This window comes from Mumia quercus, from assembly GCF_025506335.1.
Taxonomy (GTDB): Bacteria; Actinomycetota; Actinomycetes; order Propionibacteriales; family Nocardioidaceae; genus Mumia; species Mumia quercus.
This window is the reverse complement of the sequence record NZ_JANZYO010000002.1, coordinates 279,989-294,222: the sequence shown is the minus strand read 5'-3', so window position 1 is coordinate 294,222 and position 14,234 is coordinate 279,989. Positions and strand designations below refer to the sequence as shown.

General features: G+C 71.5%; 15 protein-coding genes and 1 riboswitch. Of the genes, 11 read left to right on the top strand and 4 right to left on the bottom strand.

Translation table 11 applies throughout. The features are described from left to right. Positions 1-290 precede the first annotated feature (290 nt). From NYZ95_RS04790 to NYZ95_RS04760, 7 genes are all read left to right on the top strand, one after another. Positions 291-2,045: an acetolactate synthase large subunit gene (locus tag NYZ95_RS04790; protein ID WP_372500452.1), complete on the top strand. Its 1,755-nt coding sequence runs from the start codon at positions 291-293 to the stop codon at positions 2,043-2,045. A 7-nt stretch (positions 2,046-2,052) separates the two neighbouring features. Continuing rightward, positions 2,053-2,589, top strand: coding sequence for an acetolactate synthase small subunit (ilvN, locus tag NYZ95_RS04785; RefSeq protein ID WP_262849243.1), 537 nt, complete (start codon positions 2,053-2,055; stop codon positions 2,587-2,589). Positions 2,590-2,671: 82 nt separating this feature from the next. Then, entirely contained in the window at positions 2,672-3,700 is a 1,029-nt protein-coding gene (ilvC, locus tag NYZ95_RS04780; protein WP_262849242.1) for a ketol-acid reductoisomerase, read from the top strand. A gap of 304 nt (positions 3,701-4,004) precedes the next feature. Further along, positions 4,005-4,096: riboswitch (TPP riboswitch) on the top strand. Next, on the top strand, positions 4,085-4,876 hold the full coding sequence (thiM, locus tag NYZ95_RS04775; RefSeq protein ID WP_262849241.1) for a hydroxyethylthiazole kinase: 792 nt from the start codon (positions 4,085-4,087) through the stop codon (positions 4,874-4,876). (Overlaps the previous riboswitch by 12 nt.) Further along, entirely contained in the window at positions 4,876-5,541 is a 666-nt protein-coding gene (gene thiE / locus NYZ95_RS04770; RefSeq protein ID WP_262849240.1) for a thiamine phosphate synthase, read from the top strand. The genes thiM and thiE overlap by 1 nt, the downstream gene beginning before the upstream one ends. A gap of 17 nt (positions 5,542-5,558) precedes the next feature. Next, a complete protein-coding gene (thiD, locus tag NYZ95_RS04765) occupies positions 5,559-6,344 on the top strand; it encodes a bifunctional hydroxymethylpyrimidine kinase/phosphomethylpyrimidine kinase (RefSeq protein WP_262849238.1) in 786 nt (261 codons plus the stop codon). Next, a complete protein-coding gene (locus NYZ95_RS04760; protein ID WP_262849236.1) occupies positions 6,341-7,009 on the top strand; it encodes a TenA family protein in 669 nt (222 codons plus the stop codon). Before thiD ends, NYZ95_RS04760 begins: the two co-directional genes overlap by 4 nt. Before the next feature lie 9 nt (positions 7,010-7,018). Here the strand turns inward: NYZ95_RS04760 and NYZ95_RS04755 are convergent, their stop codons facing one another. Genes NYZ95_RS04755 through yczR form a run of 3 tightly spaced genes read right to left on the bottom strand, consistent with a single transcriptional unit; the run spans position 7,019 to position 10,170 of the window. Continuing rightward, positions 7,019-8,125: a hypothetical protein gene (locus tag NYZ95_RS04755; protein ID WP_262849234.1), complete on the bottom strand. Its 1,107-nt coding sequence runs from the start codon at positions 8,123-8,125 to the stop codon at positions 7,019-7,021. Next, positions 8,122-8,691, bottom strand: coding sequence for an RNA polymerase sigma factor (locus tag NYZ95_RS04750; protein ID WP_262849232.1), 570 nt, complete (start codon positions 8,689-8,691; stop codon positions 8,122-8,124). Before NYZ95_RS04750 ends, NYZ95_RS04755 begins: the two co-directional genes overlap by 4 nt. Positions 8,692-8,730: 39 nt before the next feature. Then, entirely contained in the window at positions 8,731-10,170 is a 1,440-nt protein-coding gene (gene yczR / locus NYZ95_RS04745) for a MocR-like transcription factor YczR (RefSeq protein ID WP_262849230.1), read from the bottom strand. Between the two features lie 62 nt (positions 10,171-10,232). Here yczR and yczE point away from each other — a divergent pair, with 62 nt between their 5' ends. Continuing rightward, positions 10,233-10,901 carry a membrane protein YczE gene (yczE, locus tag NYZ95_RS04740; RefSeq protein WP_262849228.1) on the top strand — a complete coding sequence of 223 codons (669 nt, stop codon included), beginning with the start codon at positions 10,233-10,235 and terminating at the stop codon, positions 10,899-10,901. 9 nt (positions 10,902-10,910) lie between these two features. On the opposite strand, the gene NYZ95_RS04735 is transcribed toward yczE, so the two are convergent. Beyond that, the gene (locus tag NYZ95_RS04735) at positions 10,911-11,474 is read right to left on the bottom strand and encodes an O-methyltransferase (RefSeq protein WP_262849226.1); all 564 of its coding nucleotides are present in this window, start codon (positions 11,472-11,474) and stop codon (positions 10,911-10,913) included. A 316-nt stretch (positions 11,475-11,790) separates the two neighbouring features. Here NYZ95_RS04735 and NYZ95_RS04730 point away from each other — a divergent pair, with 316 nt between their 5' ends. The 3 genes from NYZ95_RS04730 (at position 11,791) to NYZ95_RS04720 (ending at position 14,228) form a co-directional block, all read left to right on the top strand. Next, positions 11,791-11,943 carry a hypothetical protein gene (locus tag NYZ95_RS04730; protein ID WP_262849224.1) on the top strand — a complete coding sequence of 51 codons (153 nt, stop codon included), beginning with the start codon at positions 11,791-11,793 and terminating at the stop codon, positions 11,941-11,943. A gap of 70 nt (positions 11,944-12,013) precedes the next feature. Further along, positions 12,014-13,078 (top strand): 3-isopropylmalate dehydrogenase, encoded by a 1,065-nt coding sequence (locus tag NYZ95_RS04725; RefSeq protein ID WP_262849222.1) that lies wholly within the window; start codon positions 12,014-12,016, stop codon positions 13,076-13,078. Positions 13,079-13,127: 49 nt separating this feature from the next. Continuing rightward, the gene (locus NYZ95_RS04720) at positions 13,128-14,228 is read left to right on the top strand and encodes a branched-chain amino acid aminotransferase (protein WP_262849220.1); all 1,101 of its coding nucleotides are present in this window, start codon (positions 13,128-13,130) and stop codon (positions 14,226-14,228) included. Positions 14,229-14,234 lie beyond the last annotated feature (6 nt).

Below are 14,234 nucleotides of genomic sequence, written 5' to 3'. Positions count from 1 at the left end.
GTACGCCCGTGATCGTCGTGAGACCGCCGTCATGTGGGACGGCGGTCTCACGATGTGAGATCGCAGGGTGGCTGGCTTGACCCGTAACGACCGGTCACGCACTCTTGTCTCGTGCGCAACCTCCTTCTCGTACGTCACTGACGCGCGACCGGTCACCGGTCCCGCGTCACCCCTCGAATGCCCAGGCGGGCCGAGGGGTTTTTTGTTGTCACGAATCAGGACACCCCGCACGAAGGGCACCCGCCCGACCCGATCTACCGGCGCCGGCCGGTCGGCATGAAGGGACAGCGATGAGCGAGCAGATCACCGGGGCTCAAAGCCTCGTCCAGGCGTTGGAGCACGCCGGGGTCGAGGTCGTCTTCGGCATCCCGGGAGGCGCGATCCTTCCGGCGTACGACCCGTTGATGGACTCCGAGAAGATCCGCCACATCCTTGTCCGTCACGAGCAGGGCGCGGGCCACGCGGCCCAGGGGTACGCGGTCGCGAGCGGCCGGGTCGGCGTCTGCATGGCGACCTCCGGGCCCGGCGCCACCAACCTCGTCACCGCGATCGCCGACGCGTACATGGACTCGGTGCCGATCGTCGCCGTGACCGGCCAGGTGACCAGCCGCGCGATCGGGACGGACGCCTTCCAGGAGGCCGACATCCGCGGCATCACGATGCCGATCACCAAGCACAGCTTCCTCGTGACGGACCCGGCCGAGATCCCGCGTGCGATCGCCGAGGCGTTCCACATCGCCTCGACGGGGCGTCCCGGTCCGGTCCTCGTCGACATCTCCAAGGACGCGCTGCAGGCCACGACGAGCTTCGCCTGGCCGACCGAGCTGCACCTGCCCGGCTACCGCCCGACCACCAAGCCTCACGGCAAGCAGGTGCGCGAGGCCGCGCGTCTGATCGCCGAGGCGCAGCGCCCCGTGCTCTACGTGGGCGGCGGCGTCGTCAAGGCCAACGCCTCGACCGAGCTCAAGGTCCTCGCCGAGATGACTGGCATCCCCGTCGTCACCACCCTGATGGCGCGCGGGGCGTTCCCCGACAGTCACCCGCTGCACCTCGGCATGCCCGGGATGCACGGCACCGTCGCCGCCGTCGGCGCGCTCCAGAAGAGCGACCTGCTGATCTCGCTCGGCGCCCGCTTCGACGACCGGGTCACCGGCGACCTCGGGTCCTTCGCTCCCGAGGCCAAGGTGATCCACGCCGACATCGACCCCGCCGAGATCTCGAAGAACCGCGTGGCCGACGTGCCGATCGTGGGTGACGCCCGCGAGGTCATCGCCGACCTCGTCGTGGCGCTGCAGGCCGAGTTCGCCGAGCACCCCGCCGACTACACCGCGTGGCAGCAGCAGATGCAGGAGGTCGCGCACCGCTACCCGCTGGGCTACGACGACCCCGAGGACGGCACGATGTCGCCGCAGCGGGTCATCCAGCGCATCGGCGAGATCGCCGGGCCCGACGCGACGTACACCGCCGGTGTCGGTCAGCACCAGATGTGGGCCGCCAACTTCATCGGTCACGAGCGCCCCGCACGCTGGATCAACTCTGGCGGCATGGGGACGATGGGCTTCTCCGTCCCGGCCGCGCTGGGTGCGCAGGTCGCTCGCCCGGGCGAGGTCGTCTGGGCGATCGACGGCGACGGCTGCTTCCAGATGACCAACCAGGAGCTCGCCACCTGCGCGCTCGAGGGCATCCCGATCAAGGTCGCGGTGATCAACAACTCCTCGCTCGGCATGGTCCGGCAGTGGCAGACGCTCTTCTACGAGGGCCGCTACTCCAACACCGACCTGCAGACGGGCTCCGACGCTGCGCGGATCCCAGACTTCGTCAAGCTCGCCGACGCCTACGGCTGCGTCGGGCTGCGCTGCGAGAGCCCGGACGACCTCGACGACGTGATCGAGAAGGCGATGTCGATCAACGACGTCCCGGTCGTGATCGACTTCGTCGTGCACCGTGACGCGATGGTGTGGCCGATGGTCCCCGCGGGACTCAGCAACGACCTGATCCAGATCGCACGCGACATGGCACCCGACTTCGGCGACGAGGAGATCTGAGCCACTCATGAGCAAGCACACCCTCTCCGTCCTCGTCGAGAACACGCCCGGCGTCCTGGCGCGCGTGGCGAGCCTCTTCATGCGGCGCGGCTTCAACATCGACTCGCTCGCCGTCGGTCAGACCGAGATCCCCGAGATCTCGCGGATGACGATCGTCGTGAACGTCGACGAGCTCCCGCTCGAACAGGTCACCAAGCAGCTCAACAAGCTCGTCAACGTCCTCAAGATCGTCGAGCTGGAGCCCTCGGCGGCAGTCGAGCGCGAGCTGATGCTGATCAAGGTCCGCGCGGACTCCCAGACCCGTGGCCAGGTCCTCGAGACCGTCCAGCTCTTCCGCGCCAAGGTCGTCGACGTGGCCGTCGACGCCGTCACCATCGAGGCCACGGGCGACCCGGGCAAGCTCTCGGCGATGCTGAGGGTGCTCGAGCCGTTCGGCATCCGCGAGATCGCCCAGTCCGGGCGGGTCGCGATCGGCCGCGGCGGACGGTCGATCACCGACCGCACCCTCCGTACCGTCCCTGGCGGGTCCAGCCAGACCGCCTGAGCGTACGGTCGAACCACGGCCGTACGTGTCTCACCACCGGCACCGACAGGTGTCACACGGCACCACCAAGAAGGAGTTTCCCGTGCCTGAGCTGTTCTACGACGACGACGCCGACCTGGGCGTGATCCAAGGCCGCAGCGTGGCCGTCCTCGGCTACGGCAGCCAGGGCCACGCCCACGCGCTGTCGCTGCGCGACTCCGGCGTCGACGTCCGCGTCGGCCTGCCGGAGGGCTCGAAGAGCCGCGCCAAGGCCGAGGCCGAGGGCCTGCGCGTGCTCGCGCCGGCCGAGGCTGCCGCCGAGGCCGACGTCATCGTCGTCCTCGCGCCGGACCCGGTCCAGCGCTCTCTGTACGCCGAGGCGATCGAGCCGAACCTCAACGACGGCGACGCGCTGATCTTCGGCCACGGCTTCAACATCCGCTACGGCTACGTGAAGCCGCCGGCCGGTGTCGACGTCGGCATGATCGCGCCGAAGGGCCCGGGTCACCTGGTCCGCCGCGAGTACGTCGAGGGCCGCGGTGTCCCGGTGCTCGTCGCCGTGGAGCAGGACGCGACCGGCAACGCCTGGCCGCTGGTGCTCTCGTATGCCAAGGCGATCGGTGGTCTGCGTGCCGGCGGCATCAAGACGACCTTCACCGAGGAGACCGAGACCGATCTCTTCGGCGAGCAGGCCGTCCTCTGCGGTGGCGTGTCGGCGCTGGTGCAGGCCGGCTTCGAGACGCTGACCGAGGCGGGCTACCAGCCCGAGGTCGCGTACTTCGAGTGCCTCCACGAGCTGAAGCTGATCGTCGACCTCATGTACGAGGGCGGCATCGCCAAGCAGCGCTGGTCGGTCTCCGACACCGCCGAGTACGGCGACTACGTGTCGGGTCCGCGGATTGTCGACGGGCGCGTCAAGGAGAACATGAAGGCTGTCCTGGCGGACATCCAGAACGGTGCCTTCGCCGAGCGCTTCATCGCCGACCAGGACGCGGACGCGCCGGAGTTCAAGAAGCTGCGTGCCGAGGGCGAGCAGCACCCGATCGAGGGCACCGGCCGCGAGCTGCGCAAGCTCATGGCCTGGGTGAAGAGCACCGACGACGACTACACCGAGGGCACCGCAGCGCGCTGACCCTCGTACGTCCGCACGGCCGGCGGTGAGTCCGGTCCCACGCGCAGCACCGGCGTGGGACCTGGCTCACCGCCGTCGGCGTCTCCGGGCCGGTGGGAGGTCTCCTGGGTAGATGAGGCGGGCGAGCCAGCGGCGGGACGCGAGATAGACCTCGCGCGCACCTCCGCGGCGCCACGCGCGACGGACGCGACGACCGGGAGCCATGCGTACCCCTCGGGGGAAGGAGCGGGTGGGTTGACCGCACGCTAGCGGTCCTCGCCACGGGGCGGAAGGGCCTCGACGCCGTCTGTTATCGTCGCCAGCAGTTGCAAGGCCGGGGTGCCCGAAGGGCTGAGAACACACCCGCCGAACCTGATCCGGGTCATACCGGCGAGAGGGAGCCTGATGCTCGAACCACGTACTGCTGTCCACGTCCACGACCAGCTCCGGGCGCACGGCCCGCTGGTGCAGGTCATCACCAACTACGTCTCGATGGACATCGCGGCCAACCTGCTCAACGCGGCCGGCGCGTCCCCGGCGATGGTCCACGACGCGCGCGAGGCCGGCGAGTTCGCCGGGATCGCCCAGGCCGTCGTCGCCAACATCGGCACGCTGTCCCCGCCGTGGGTCGACGGCATGCTGGCAGCCGTCGAGGTCGCCTCGGCCGCTGGCAAGCCCTGGGTCCTCGACCCTGTCGCGGTCGGCGCCACGGCGTACCGGCGCGAGTCCGCGGCCGCCCTCCTCGAGCACCACCCGACGGTCATCCGCGGCAACGCGAGCGAGATCCTCTCGATCGCCACCTCGACGGGCGCCGGACGAGGTGTCGACGCCGACGCCGACACCTCCGAGGTCCGTACGGACGCCGAGGCGCTCGCCTCCAAGCTCGAGACGGTCGTCGCGATGACCGGCGCCGTCGACGTCGTCACGGACGGCACGCGCACCACCGAGATCCGTGGTGGCGACGCGCGGGCACCGATGATCACCGCGCTCGGGTGCTCCGCGAGCGCCCTGGTCGCCGCCGCGTGCGCGGTGCACGACGACCCGTTCGAGGCGTCGGCGAGCGCACTGGCGATCCTCACCGCGGCGATCGAGCAGGCTGCCCCGCTCGCCGAAGGGCCGGGCTCGCTGCGCTGGCGCCTGCTGGACGCCCTGTCCACGCTGTCGTCGGACGCGGTTGCCGCGGTCGCCGCACGCTGATGCCCGCGCGCGCGACGGACCTGCGGCTCTACCTCGTCACCGGGCCGGTGCCGGACGGGGCCGACGTCGTCGGCGTCACTGCGGCCGCGGTCGACGGCGGGGTCACGGCGGTGCAGCTGCGCGACAAGACGTCGTCGCGCGACGACCTCGTCCGCACCGGCTCCCGCCTGGCCGCACAGCTGGCCGGGACCCCGGCGGTGTTCCTCGTCAACGACGACCTCGACGCCGCACGGGCGATCCCCGGGGCCGGGCTGCACGTCGGACCGGACGACCTGCACCCTGCGCGTGCACGCGAGGTGCTCGGCGACGACGCCGTGATCGGATGGTCGCTGCACGACCTCGGGCAGCTCGACGACGCCGAGGCGCTCGCAGCGTGCAGCTACGTCGCCGTCAGCCCGGTGTGGCCGACACCGACCAAGACGGACACGACTCCCCCGTGGGGTCTGGAGGGCGTACGGCGCCTGCGCGACGCCGTCCCCGCCGACCTGCCGCTGGTCGCGATCGGCGGGATCGCGGCGGACAACGCGGCGTCGGTCGTCGCCGCGGGAGCTGACGGCGTGTGCGTCGTGTCGGCCATCTGCTCGGCGCGCGACCCGCGCGAAGCCGCCCGGGCCCTGCGGGCCGAGGTCGACGGGGCGCTCGACGCCCGTACGGCGGCGCGGTGATGGCGACGGTGCCCGTGATGCTCTCGATCGCCGGGTCCGACCCGTCCGGTGGTGCCGGGATCCAGGCCGACCTCAAGACGGCCTCCGCGCTCGGCGTGTACGGGGCGGCCGCGCTGACCGCGCTCACCGTTCAGAACACCCGCGGCGTCACCGGCATCCACGCCGTGCCGCCGTCGTTCGTCGCCGACCAGGTCCGGGCGGTCCTCGCCGACCTCGAGGTCGGCGCGATCAAGATCGGGATGCTCGGCACGCCCGACGTCGTCGTCACCGTCGCGGAGGTGCTCGCCACCACGGAGGTGCCCGTGGTGCTCGACCCGGTGATGGTCGCGACCTCCGGCGACCGGCTGGTCTCTGACGAGACCGTCGACGCGATCCGGACGACGCTGCTGCCGAAGGTCGCCGTCGTCACGCCCAACGTGCCGGAGGCCGCGGTCCTGTCTCGTACGGAGGCGGCGACCGACGCCGCCGGGCTCGAGACGGCGGCCGTCGCGCTGCGCGAGACCGGGGCGGCCGCGGTGCTGGTCAAGGGCGGTCACCTCGGCGGTCCCACGAGCGTCGACGTGCTGGCGGACGCCGACGGTCTGCGGGTCTACACCGCACCGCGCGTCGACACCCCGAACACGCACGGCACCGGCTGCTCGCTGTCGTCGGCGATCGCCTCCGGGCTCGCGCTCGGACTGCCCCTACGGCAGGCGGTCGAGGAGGCGAAGGAGTATCTGACAGAGGCGCTGCGCAGCGGTGCCACCTTCTCCGTCGGTCAGGGCCACGGCCCGATCGACCACCTGTGGAGGGAGCGCCGATGACCTTCTCCGAGGACGCCTGGAAGCACGTCGGCGGCTGGTACGACGCGATCCTCGCCCACCCGTTCGTCGCCGGGCTCGCCGACGGGACGCTGCCCGAGGACGTCTTCACGCGCTACCTCGTCGACGACGCCCACTACCTCACCCGGTACGCCCGCGCGCTCGCGATGCTGGCAGCACGCGCCGGCGGTCCTGGCCTCTCGGCCGAGCTGGCGCGGGCGGCCGCCGAGGCCGTCGAGGCCGAGCGCCTGATGCACGAGGACTTCCTCGTGCCCCGCGGGCTCGACCCCGACGGCCCCGACGCCGCAGCACCCACCCCGACCTGCACGGCGTACGCGTCGAGCCTGCTCGCCGACGCTGCGTACGCGCCGGTCGAGATCGGGCTCGCCGGCATCCTGCCGTGCTTCCGCGTCTACCTCGAGGTGGGGCGGGCGGTCGCGGCGCAGGCGAGCGATCCCGACCACCCGTACGGGGCCTGGATCGCCACCTACTCCGACCCTGCCTTCGACGCCGCCGTCACCCGGATGGAGTGCTGGACCGATCGCCTCGCGGAGGCCGCCACCGACACGCGGCGCGACGAGATGCTCGCGGCGTACGAGCGGGCGACGCGGTTCGAGTGGATGTTCTGGGACGCCTCGTGGCGCGGCGAGGCCTGGCCGGAGGCCTGACGGCTCGCCTCACGGACACCCGGACCTCTCGCGGATCGTGAGCGTCGTAAGCCCGTCCGCCGCTGCCTCGGCGACGGCGCGCACACCGTCGGCGTACTCTCCTCGGGCGTCCATCGGCGCGAGCAGCGGCCACTCCCGACCGCTGGCCAGCGCCTCGCGGGCGGCCCGACTCGCGCCGGCATCTCCTGCCTCGTCGGCGCGCTGGAGCTCACCGGTCCATCCGCAGACCACGCGCTCGAGCACCTGAGCGCTCAGCTGGTAGCGGTCGTTGGTGCCGAGGTCGGCGAGGGCACCTCGGTCGAATCGAGGGGGGAGCGGGACTCCGGTGAGGAGCTCGTCGACCACCTCGGTCGCGCGGGCGGGCGTCACGATCTCGGGCGGCATCGCCTTCAGCCACGTGGTGACCGAGACGCCGCGGATGGTGTCGATGACCCGGACGATGTCGTCGCGGTCCTTCCATCCGCCGGTGCCCGTGCGGATCTCGACGAACGACCCGTCACGTGGAGGCAGCATCACGGCGAGGTCCTTCGACGAGTAGCGGAACTCGCTCCCGGTCCGGCCGTCGAGGGAGTACGGCCTCGGCTCGGAGACGTCGAGGCGGTCTTCGTAGTAGCCGTCATAGGCATCGTCGGGATACCAGGTCATCTCGAGCTGACGCTCGCCGTTCGCAAAGACGATGGTGCCTTCGTCGGCGCGGAACCCGTAGACGTCGGTCACCGTCCAGCCGGCCGCGCCGATCAGCAGACGAGGCTGACGTCGCGCAGCCTCCACGACGGCGGCCGCGTACGTGACAGGAGCCGTGACGACAGGTGGCTCGGAGGTGACCGGAGGCGCTGCAGGGGTCGAGTCAGGTGCGCCGTCCGAACCCACCCAGGCGGGGACCACGAGGGCGGTGGTGAGGACTGCGGCGGACGCGAGCGCTCCGGCCAGCGGGAGCCGCCAGGAACGGGCGGACCGAGTCCGGTGCGGGGGGCGAGATGCGGGCTGCGAAGCCCCTGGGTCCTCGGCCACGATCTCCTCGAAGAGAGCGTGGTCGGCGCCGTGCAGGTCGGAGAACGCGGCGGCGGCGTACGGGTCGGCGGTGCCGAGCAGACGGTCGAGCTGGTGGTCGTTCATCGTCCCTCCTGGGGACTCGGTGCGGTGCGGACACTCATCTCGTGTCCGGGAGCAGGGGACGCGTCACCGAGGGCATCGCGCAGCCGTCGGCGAGCACGGGACAGACGGGTCCGTACTGCGGTGGGGCTGATCTCGAGGACGTGGGCGATCTCGCGGGGCTCGAGGCCCTCCCATGCCGACAGCATCAGGAGCTCGCGGTCGTCAGGCCCCAGTCGCTGCAGCGCCGCGCGTACGGCGGCGTGCTCGGTGACGCGGACCGCCGGGTCGGGCACGAACGCGTCGGTGAGCTGCTGGCGCAACCGCTCGCCGAGGCGCTCGCGGCGACGGCCGCTGCGTTCGGCGTTCGAGCGGACGTGACGGGCCACCACGTACAGCCAGAGCCGGCTCTCGTCACCCGTCGGCAGCTCGTCGAGCCGGCGCCAGGCGACGAGGAAGGTCTCCGCGACCAGGTCGGCCGCATCGTCGGGATGTCGGGTCCGCCGCACCGCGTAGGCGAGCAGCGCATCGAAGTGGGCCGAGTACAGCGCGCGGAAGCGTTCCTCGCGCACCCGTTCTGAAGTCGTCACGTCCTGTCCATGTCCGGCTACCGCGCGACCGTGACAGGGCTACGCGGTGAGCACGGGCCGGCGTCGGGACGGAGCCGATGGGGTTGCGCGCCCGTCGAGGACGTCGTCCCAGGCCAGCGCCAGACGGTCCACCGCGTCGGCGAGGTCCTCCGACGTGCGGGCGTACGGGAGTCGCAACGAGGTCTCGCCGCCCCCGTCGGGGAAGAACCGCGGCCCGGCCGTCAGGAGCAGGTCGTGCGCCTCGGCGGCGACCGCGAGGCGGCTCGACGCACGCGCGGGGAGGCGGATCCACAGCGACAGGCCGCCGACCGGCGAGTTGACTCCCCAGTCCGGGAGCCGGTCGCGCAGGGCGGTGACGAGCTCGTCGCGCCGCGCACGCAGCCGCTCGCGGCGCCCCTCGAGGAGCTCGCCGCGGACCCGGAGCAGCTCGGCGACCGCGAGCTGCTCGAGCACGGCCGTGCCGATGTCGAACGTCTCGCGGGCGGCCACCAGCCGGGGCACGTCCGCATGAGGCGCTCGGATCCAGCCGATCCGCAGGCCGCCCCAGAACGTCTTGCTCGCCGATCCCACCGTGAGGGCGCCGGGGTGGTGCGCCGCCAGCGGCACCGGCATCGCCCGCTCGTCGACGTCGAGCGCGAGCTCGGCCATCGTCTCGTCGACGATCGGCGTGGTGGTGGAGCGGCGCAGGATGGAGGCGACGTCCTGCCGGGTCACGTCGTCCATGAGCGAGCCGGTGGGGTTCTGGAAGTCCGGGATCAGGTACGCCCACGCGACCGGCGCCGCGCGGACGGCCCCGGCCAGCGCGTCGAGGTCGAGCCGGTGGCCGTCGTGGGGGACGCCGAGGACCCGAAGGCCCGAGCGGCGCAGCGAGTCGATGGCGTTGGCGTACGTCGGGCTCTCCACGGCCACCCGGTCGCCGCGCGAGGCGAGCGTACGGGCGACCAGGCTGAGGGCGGACTGCGCGCCGGAGGTCACCAGGATCTGGTCAGGGTCGGTCGGGAGTCCTCGCTCTGCGTAGCGCTGCGCGAGGAGCTCGCGCAGCACGGGCACGCCGAGCGTCTCGTAGCCCGCCTGCGACAGGTACTCCGGGAGCTGCTCCAGCGCGCGTCCGTATGCCAGCCCGACGCCCGGCGCCGCCTGACCCGCCGCGATGGTCCAGCCGACCATGCTCGAGCCGGCGGCGGGCATGTACGGCGGGCGGGTGCCGCGGGGGAGCGTGACCACGCTGCCCGAGCCGCGCCGAGAGGTCAGCAGGCCCGCCTCGCGCAGCACGCCGTACGCGCGGGTGACCGTCGTCCGGCTGACGGGCAGCGCGTCGGTGAGCTCGCGCTCGCTCGGCATCCGCGTGCCGGCGGCGATGCGTCCGTCGAGGACGAGCAGGCGCACCAGGTCGGCGAGCTCGCGGTAGCCGGGAGGGTCGTCGGGTGCGAGGTCGAGCAGCGTCAGCATGCGGGCGGCGGACAACGTGGCAGCAGCCATGTAAGCCACTCTTCCACGATTGGCTATCGAAAGGTAGTCCAGTTGTTGCCATGATGGCGTCTATGGCCCGCGCTCCCTACACCCCGAACACCCAGTCGCCCTTCGAGCAGCTGCGCTCCGGCGGCCTCGGCCGACGGTTGCCTCAGCTGGTCTTCGGACTCCTGCTGTACGGGTGGTCGATGGCGCTGATGATCGAGGCCGGCCTCGGGCTCGACCCGTGGGACGTGTTCCACGAAGGGCTGACGCACTACCTGCCCCTCACCTTCGGGCAGATCACGATTCTCGTCGGTGCGCTCGTCCTCGTGCTGTGGATCCCGCTGCGGCAGTGGCCCGGCCTCGGGACGATCCTGAACGTCCTCCTCATCGGCATCGCCGTCGACCAAGGGCTCTGGCTCCTCGCGCAGCCCGACTCTCTCGCGCTGCGTGTCGTGATGCTGGTGGCGGGTGTGGTGCTCAACGGCCTCGCCGGCGCGCTCTACATCGGGGCGCACCTCGGACCCGGCCCGAGAGACGGACTCTTCCTCGGCCTCGTCCGTCGTGCCGGCTACAGCGTGCGGCTCATGCGGACGTCCGTCGAGGTCGCCGTCCTCGCCCTCGGGTGGGTCCTCGGCGGCACCGTCGGCGTCGGGACCGTGCTCTACGCGCTGGCGATCGGACCGCTCGTGCAGCTCTTCCTGCCGTTCGTCCAGGCGCGGGTGCCAGAGCGCGAGCCTGCGCCCGAGCCCGCGTGACGCCTCAGGTCAGACGCGGGTCGCGAGGATGACCGACGCGTCCTCGGCGACCATGACCTCGACGGCGATGAACCGCTCGTCGGTCAGCCACTGCTCGCGGACGACGTCCACGCGGCCCTCGTAGATCGGCGGCCAGGTGAAGGACGGCGTGAAGTCGTCGAGGACGGCGATGCCGCCGGGCTCCATGAGGTCGGCGACGAGGTCGACGCTGCGCTTGACGTCGCGCACGTCGACGAACAGCAGCGAGAACGGCGCGTGCTGCTCGAGTGCGCTCCAGTCTCCCGAGGTCACCTCGATCGACGGCGTGTCGGCGAAGAGGTCCTGCACGGCCTCGGCGAGCGACGGGTCGAGCTCGGCGCTGACGACCCGCGACCCCTTCGCGACTCCGCTCGACAGCCAGGCGGAGCCGACGCCGCACCCGGTGCCGAGCTCGGCGAGCGTGCCCGTCCGGGAGGCCGCGAGCGCAGCGAGCAGGCGACCGGTCTCGTTGCGCGTGGCCGTGATGAAGCCCTTGCGCCTCGAGAGGTCGAGGGCACGCGCGACGAGAGGGGGTACTTCGGTGGGGGCGCTCACAGGGCGAGTCTTTCACATGTCAGGGCTCGGACAAGAGTCTCAATCGGCGAGATCCTTGCCAGAACCGCTGGCACGATCGCCTCGACGCGCCTACAGTCGACAGCATCATGCGGACGCAGGTCGTATTCCTCCTTTGCCGCGGCGAGGCCCACTAGGCCGACACCTCGCCGCGGTGCTTGGCGTTGGCCGACGACCCGCAGCGAGGATCCCGCAGCACCGCTCCTGATCTCTCCCGTCCCGGGGACTCGGTTCTCAGCCGTTCGGCCGCCGCTTCCCTCCGGCGCCACGTGCGCCCTCTTCTGACAGGAGAAGACCGATGTACGAGATGCAGTACTCCGAGTGGGGCCCGAGCCGCCACTGGTCCGACAGCTCCATGAGCGACGACGCGCGCGCCGACGGCCCGCGCAACCCCGTCCAGACCGCCCTGGACCTGCGGGACAACGGCGGGCCGCGCCCCGACGACAACTGACCCGCCAGTCTGACCGGATCGTGAGATCCCAGTATCAGATGCTGGGACCCGTACGAGTAGAGTGCGAGACATGACACGCAGCTTCTCCCTGGCCGTCATCCCCGGAGACGGGATCGGCCCCGAGGTCGTCGCGGAGGCGACCCGCGTCCTCGACGAGGTCGCGCGCGTCCACGACGTGACGTTCGCGCAGACGACGTACGTGCTCGGAGCCGAGCACTACCTCGACACGGGAGAGGTCCTTCCTGACGCGACGCTGGCCGAGATCCGCGGCCACGACGCCATCCTTCTCGGCGCGATCGGTGGCAAGCCGGGCGATCCCCGACTGCCTGCCGGCCTCCTGGAGCGCAACCTCCTGCTCCGTCTTCGCTTCGAGCTCGACCACTACGTGAACCTGCGTCCCACGAAGACGTACTCACAGGTGGACTCCCCGCTCCGCGACCCCGGCGACGTCGACTTCGTCGTCGTGCGCGAGGGCACCGAGGGCCCGTACGTCGGCAACGGCGGCAGGCTCCGGGCCGACACCCCGCACGAGGTGGCGACCGAGGTCAGCCTCAACACCGCCTTCGGCGTGGAGCGCGTCGTCCGTGACGCCTTCGCGCGTGCGCAGGCCCGCCGCAAGAAGCTCACGCTCGTCCACAAGACCAACGTCCTCGTGCACTCCGGCAACCTCTGGTCGCGCATCGTCGCCGCCGTCGCGCCGGAGTTCCCCGACGTCACCGTCGACTACCTGCACGTCGACGCGGCGACGATCTTCCTCGTGACCGACCCTGCGCGGTTCGACGTGATCGTCACGGACAACCTCTTCGGCGACATCCTCACCGACCTCGCCGGAGCCATCTCCGGAGGCATCGGCCTCGCAGCGAGCGGCAACGTCAACCCCGACCGTACGGCTCCGAGCATGTTCGAGCCGGTCCACGGCTCCGCGCCGGACATCGCGGGCCAGGGCATCGCGGACCCGACGGCCGCCATCGGGTCCGTCGCGCTGATGCTCGACCACCTCGGGCTGTCCGAGGCCGCCGCTCAGGTCGACCGTGCGATCGCCGCCGACATCACCTCCCGTACGGGCAAGCGCACCACCAAGGAGGTGGGGGAGGCCATCGCGGCGCGCGTGGCCGGTGACGTATCCGAGGTGTGACCCAGGTCCCCTCTCGTCACCGTCCGAAAGGTCAAGTACCGTGCCAACCATGACCACCTCCGCCGACGCCACGTTCTCGTACGCGCTGGAGCCGACGCCCTCGCCCGTGCCCGAGCAGCGTCGCGCCGAGATCCTCGCCAACCCCGGGTTCGGGGTGCACTTCACCGACCACATGTTCACCGCCGAGTGGACGCCGCAGACCGGATGGACCGCGCCCACGGTCAAGCAGTACGGCCCGCTCCAGCTCGACCCGGCGACCGCTGTCCTGCACTACGCGCAGGAGATCTTCGAGGGCCTCAAGGCCTACGCGCACGCCGACGGCTCGATCTGGACGTTCCGTCCGGAGGCGAACGCCGAGCGGTTCGCGCGGTCCGCCCAGCGCCTGGCGCTTCCCGAGCTCCCGACCGACTGGTTCATCGGGTCGATCGACGCCCTCGTCCAGACCGACCGGGCATGGGTCCCGACCGGCGGTGAGACCAGCCTGTACCTGCGGCCGTTCATGTTCGCCTCCGAGGCGTTCCTCGGTGTCAGGCCGAGCAAGCACGTCACGTACTGCGTGATCGCGTCGCCCGCCGGCGCGTACTTCTCCGGCGGCGTGAAGCCGGTCAACATCTGGCTGTCGCGCGAGTACGCCCGTGCCGGCGCGGGAGGCACCGGCGCCGCGAAGTGCGGCGGCAACTACGCCTCGAGCCTCCTCCCGCAGCAGATCGCCGCCGAGCACGGGTGCGAGCAGGTCGTCTTCCTCGACTCCGAGCAGCACACCTACATCGAAGAGCTCGGCGGGATGAACCTCTACTTCGTCCACGACGACGGCACCATCGTCACGCCGGCGAGCGACTCGATCCTCGAGGGCATCACCCGCGACGCGCTCGGCACGATCGCGACCGACCTCGGCTACACGGTCGAGCAGCGCCGCTTCAGCATCGACGAGTGGATCGACGGTGTCACCAGCGGCCGGGTCACCGAGGTGTTCGCCTGCGGCACCGCGGCGGTCGTGACGCCCGTCGGCTCCCTGCGCTGGGACGGCGGCGAGGTCGTCAGCAGCGACGGCGACGGCGGCAAGGTCACCATGGCGATCCGCGAGGCGCTCATCGACCTGCAGTACGGTCGTACGCCCGACTCGCACGGGTGGATGCACCGCGTCGCCTGACCCGGA

Excerpts from the sequence above, each read along its gene's own strand:
- NYZ95_RS04790 (WP_372500452.1), top strand. The coding sequence starts at position 291 with ATGAGCGAGCAGATCACCGGGGCTCAAAGCCTCGTCCAGGCGTTGGAG.
- ilvN (WP_262849243.1), top strand. The coding sequence starts at position 2,053 with ATGAGCAAGCACACCCTCTCCGTCCTCGTCGAGAACACGCCCGGCGTC.
- thiM (WP_262849241.1), top strand. The coding sequence starts at position 4,085 with ATGCTCGAACCACGTACTGCTGTCCACGTCCACGACCAGCTCCGGGCG.
- thiE (WP_262849240.1), top strand. The coding sequence starts at position 4,876 with ATGCCCGCGCGCGCGACGGACCTGCGGCTCTACCTCGTCACCGGGCCG.
- thiD (WP_262849238.1), top strand. The coding sequence starts at position 5,559 with ATGCTCTCGATCGCCGGGTCCGACCCGTCCGGTGGTGCCGGGATCCAG.
- NYZ95_RS04760 (WP_262849236.1), top strand. The coding sequence starts at position 6,341 with ATGACCTTCTCCGAGGACGCCTGGAAGCACGTCGGCGGCTGGTACGAC.
- NYZ95_RS04755 (WP_262849234.1), bottom strand. The coding sequence starts at position 8,125 with ATGAACGACCACCAGCTCGACCGTCTGCTCGGCACCGCCGACCCGTAC.
- yczR (WP_262849230.1), bottom strand. The coding sequence starts at position 10,170 with ATGGCTGCTGCCACGTTGTCCGCCGCCCGCATGCTGACGCTGCTCGAC.
- yczE (WP_262849228.1), top strand. The coding sequence starts at position 10,233 with ATGGCCCGCGCTCCCTACACCCCGAACACCCAGTCGCCCTTCGAGCAG.
- NYZ95_RS04730 (WP_262849224.1), top strand. The coding sequence starts at position 11,791 with ATGTACGAGATGCAGTACTCCGAGTGGGGCCCGAGCCGCCACTGGTCC.
- NYZ95_RS04725 (WP_262849222.1), top strand. The coding sequence starts at position 12,014 with ATGACACGCAGCTTCTCCCTGGCCGTCATCCCCGGAGACGGGATCGGC.
- NYZ95_RS04720 (WP_262849220.1), top strand. The coding sequence starts at position 13,128 with ATGACCACCTCCGCCGACGCCACGTTCTCGTACGCGCTGGAGCCGACG.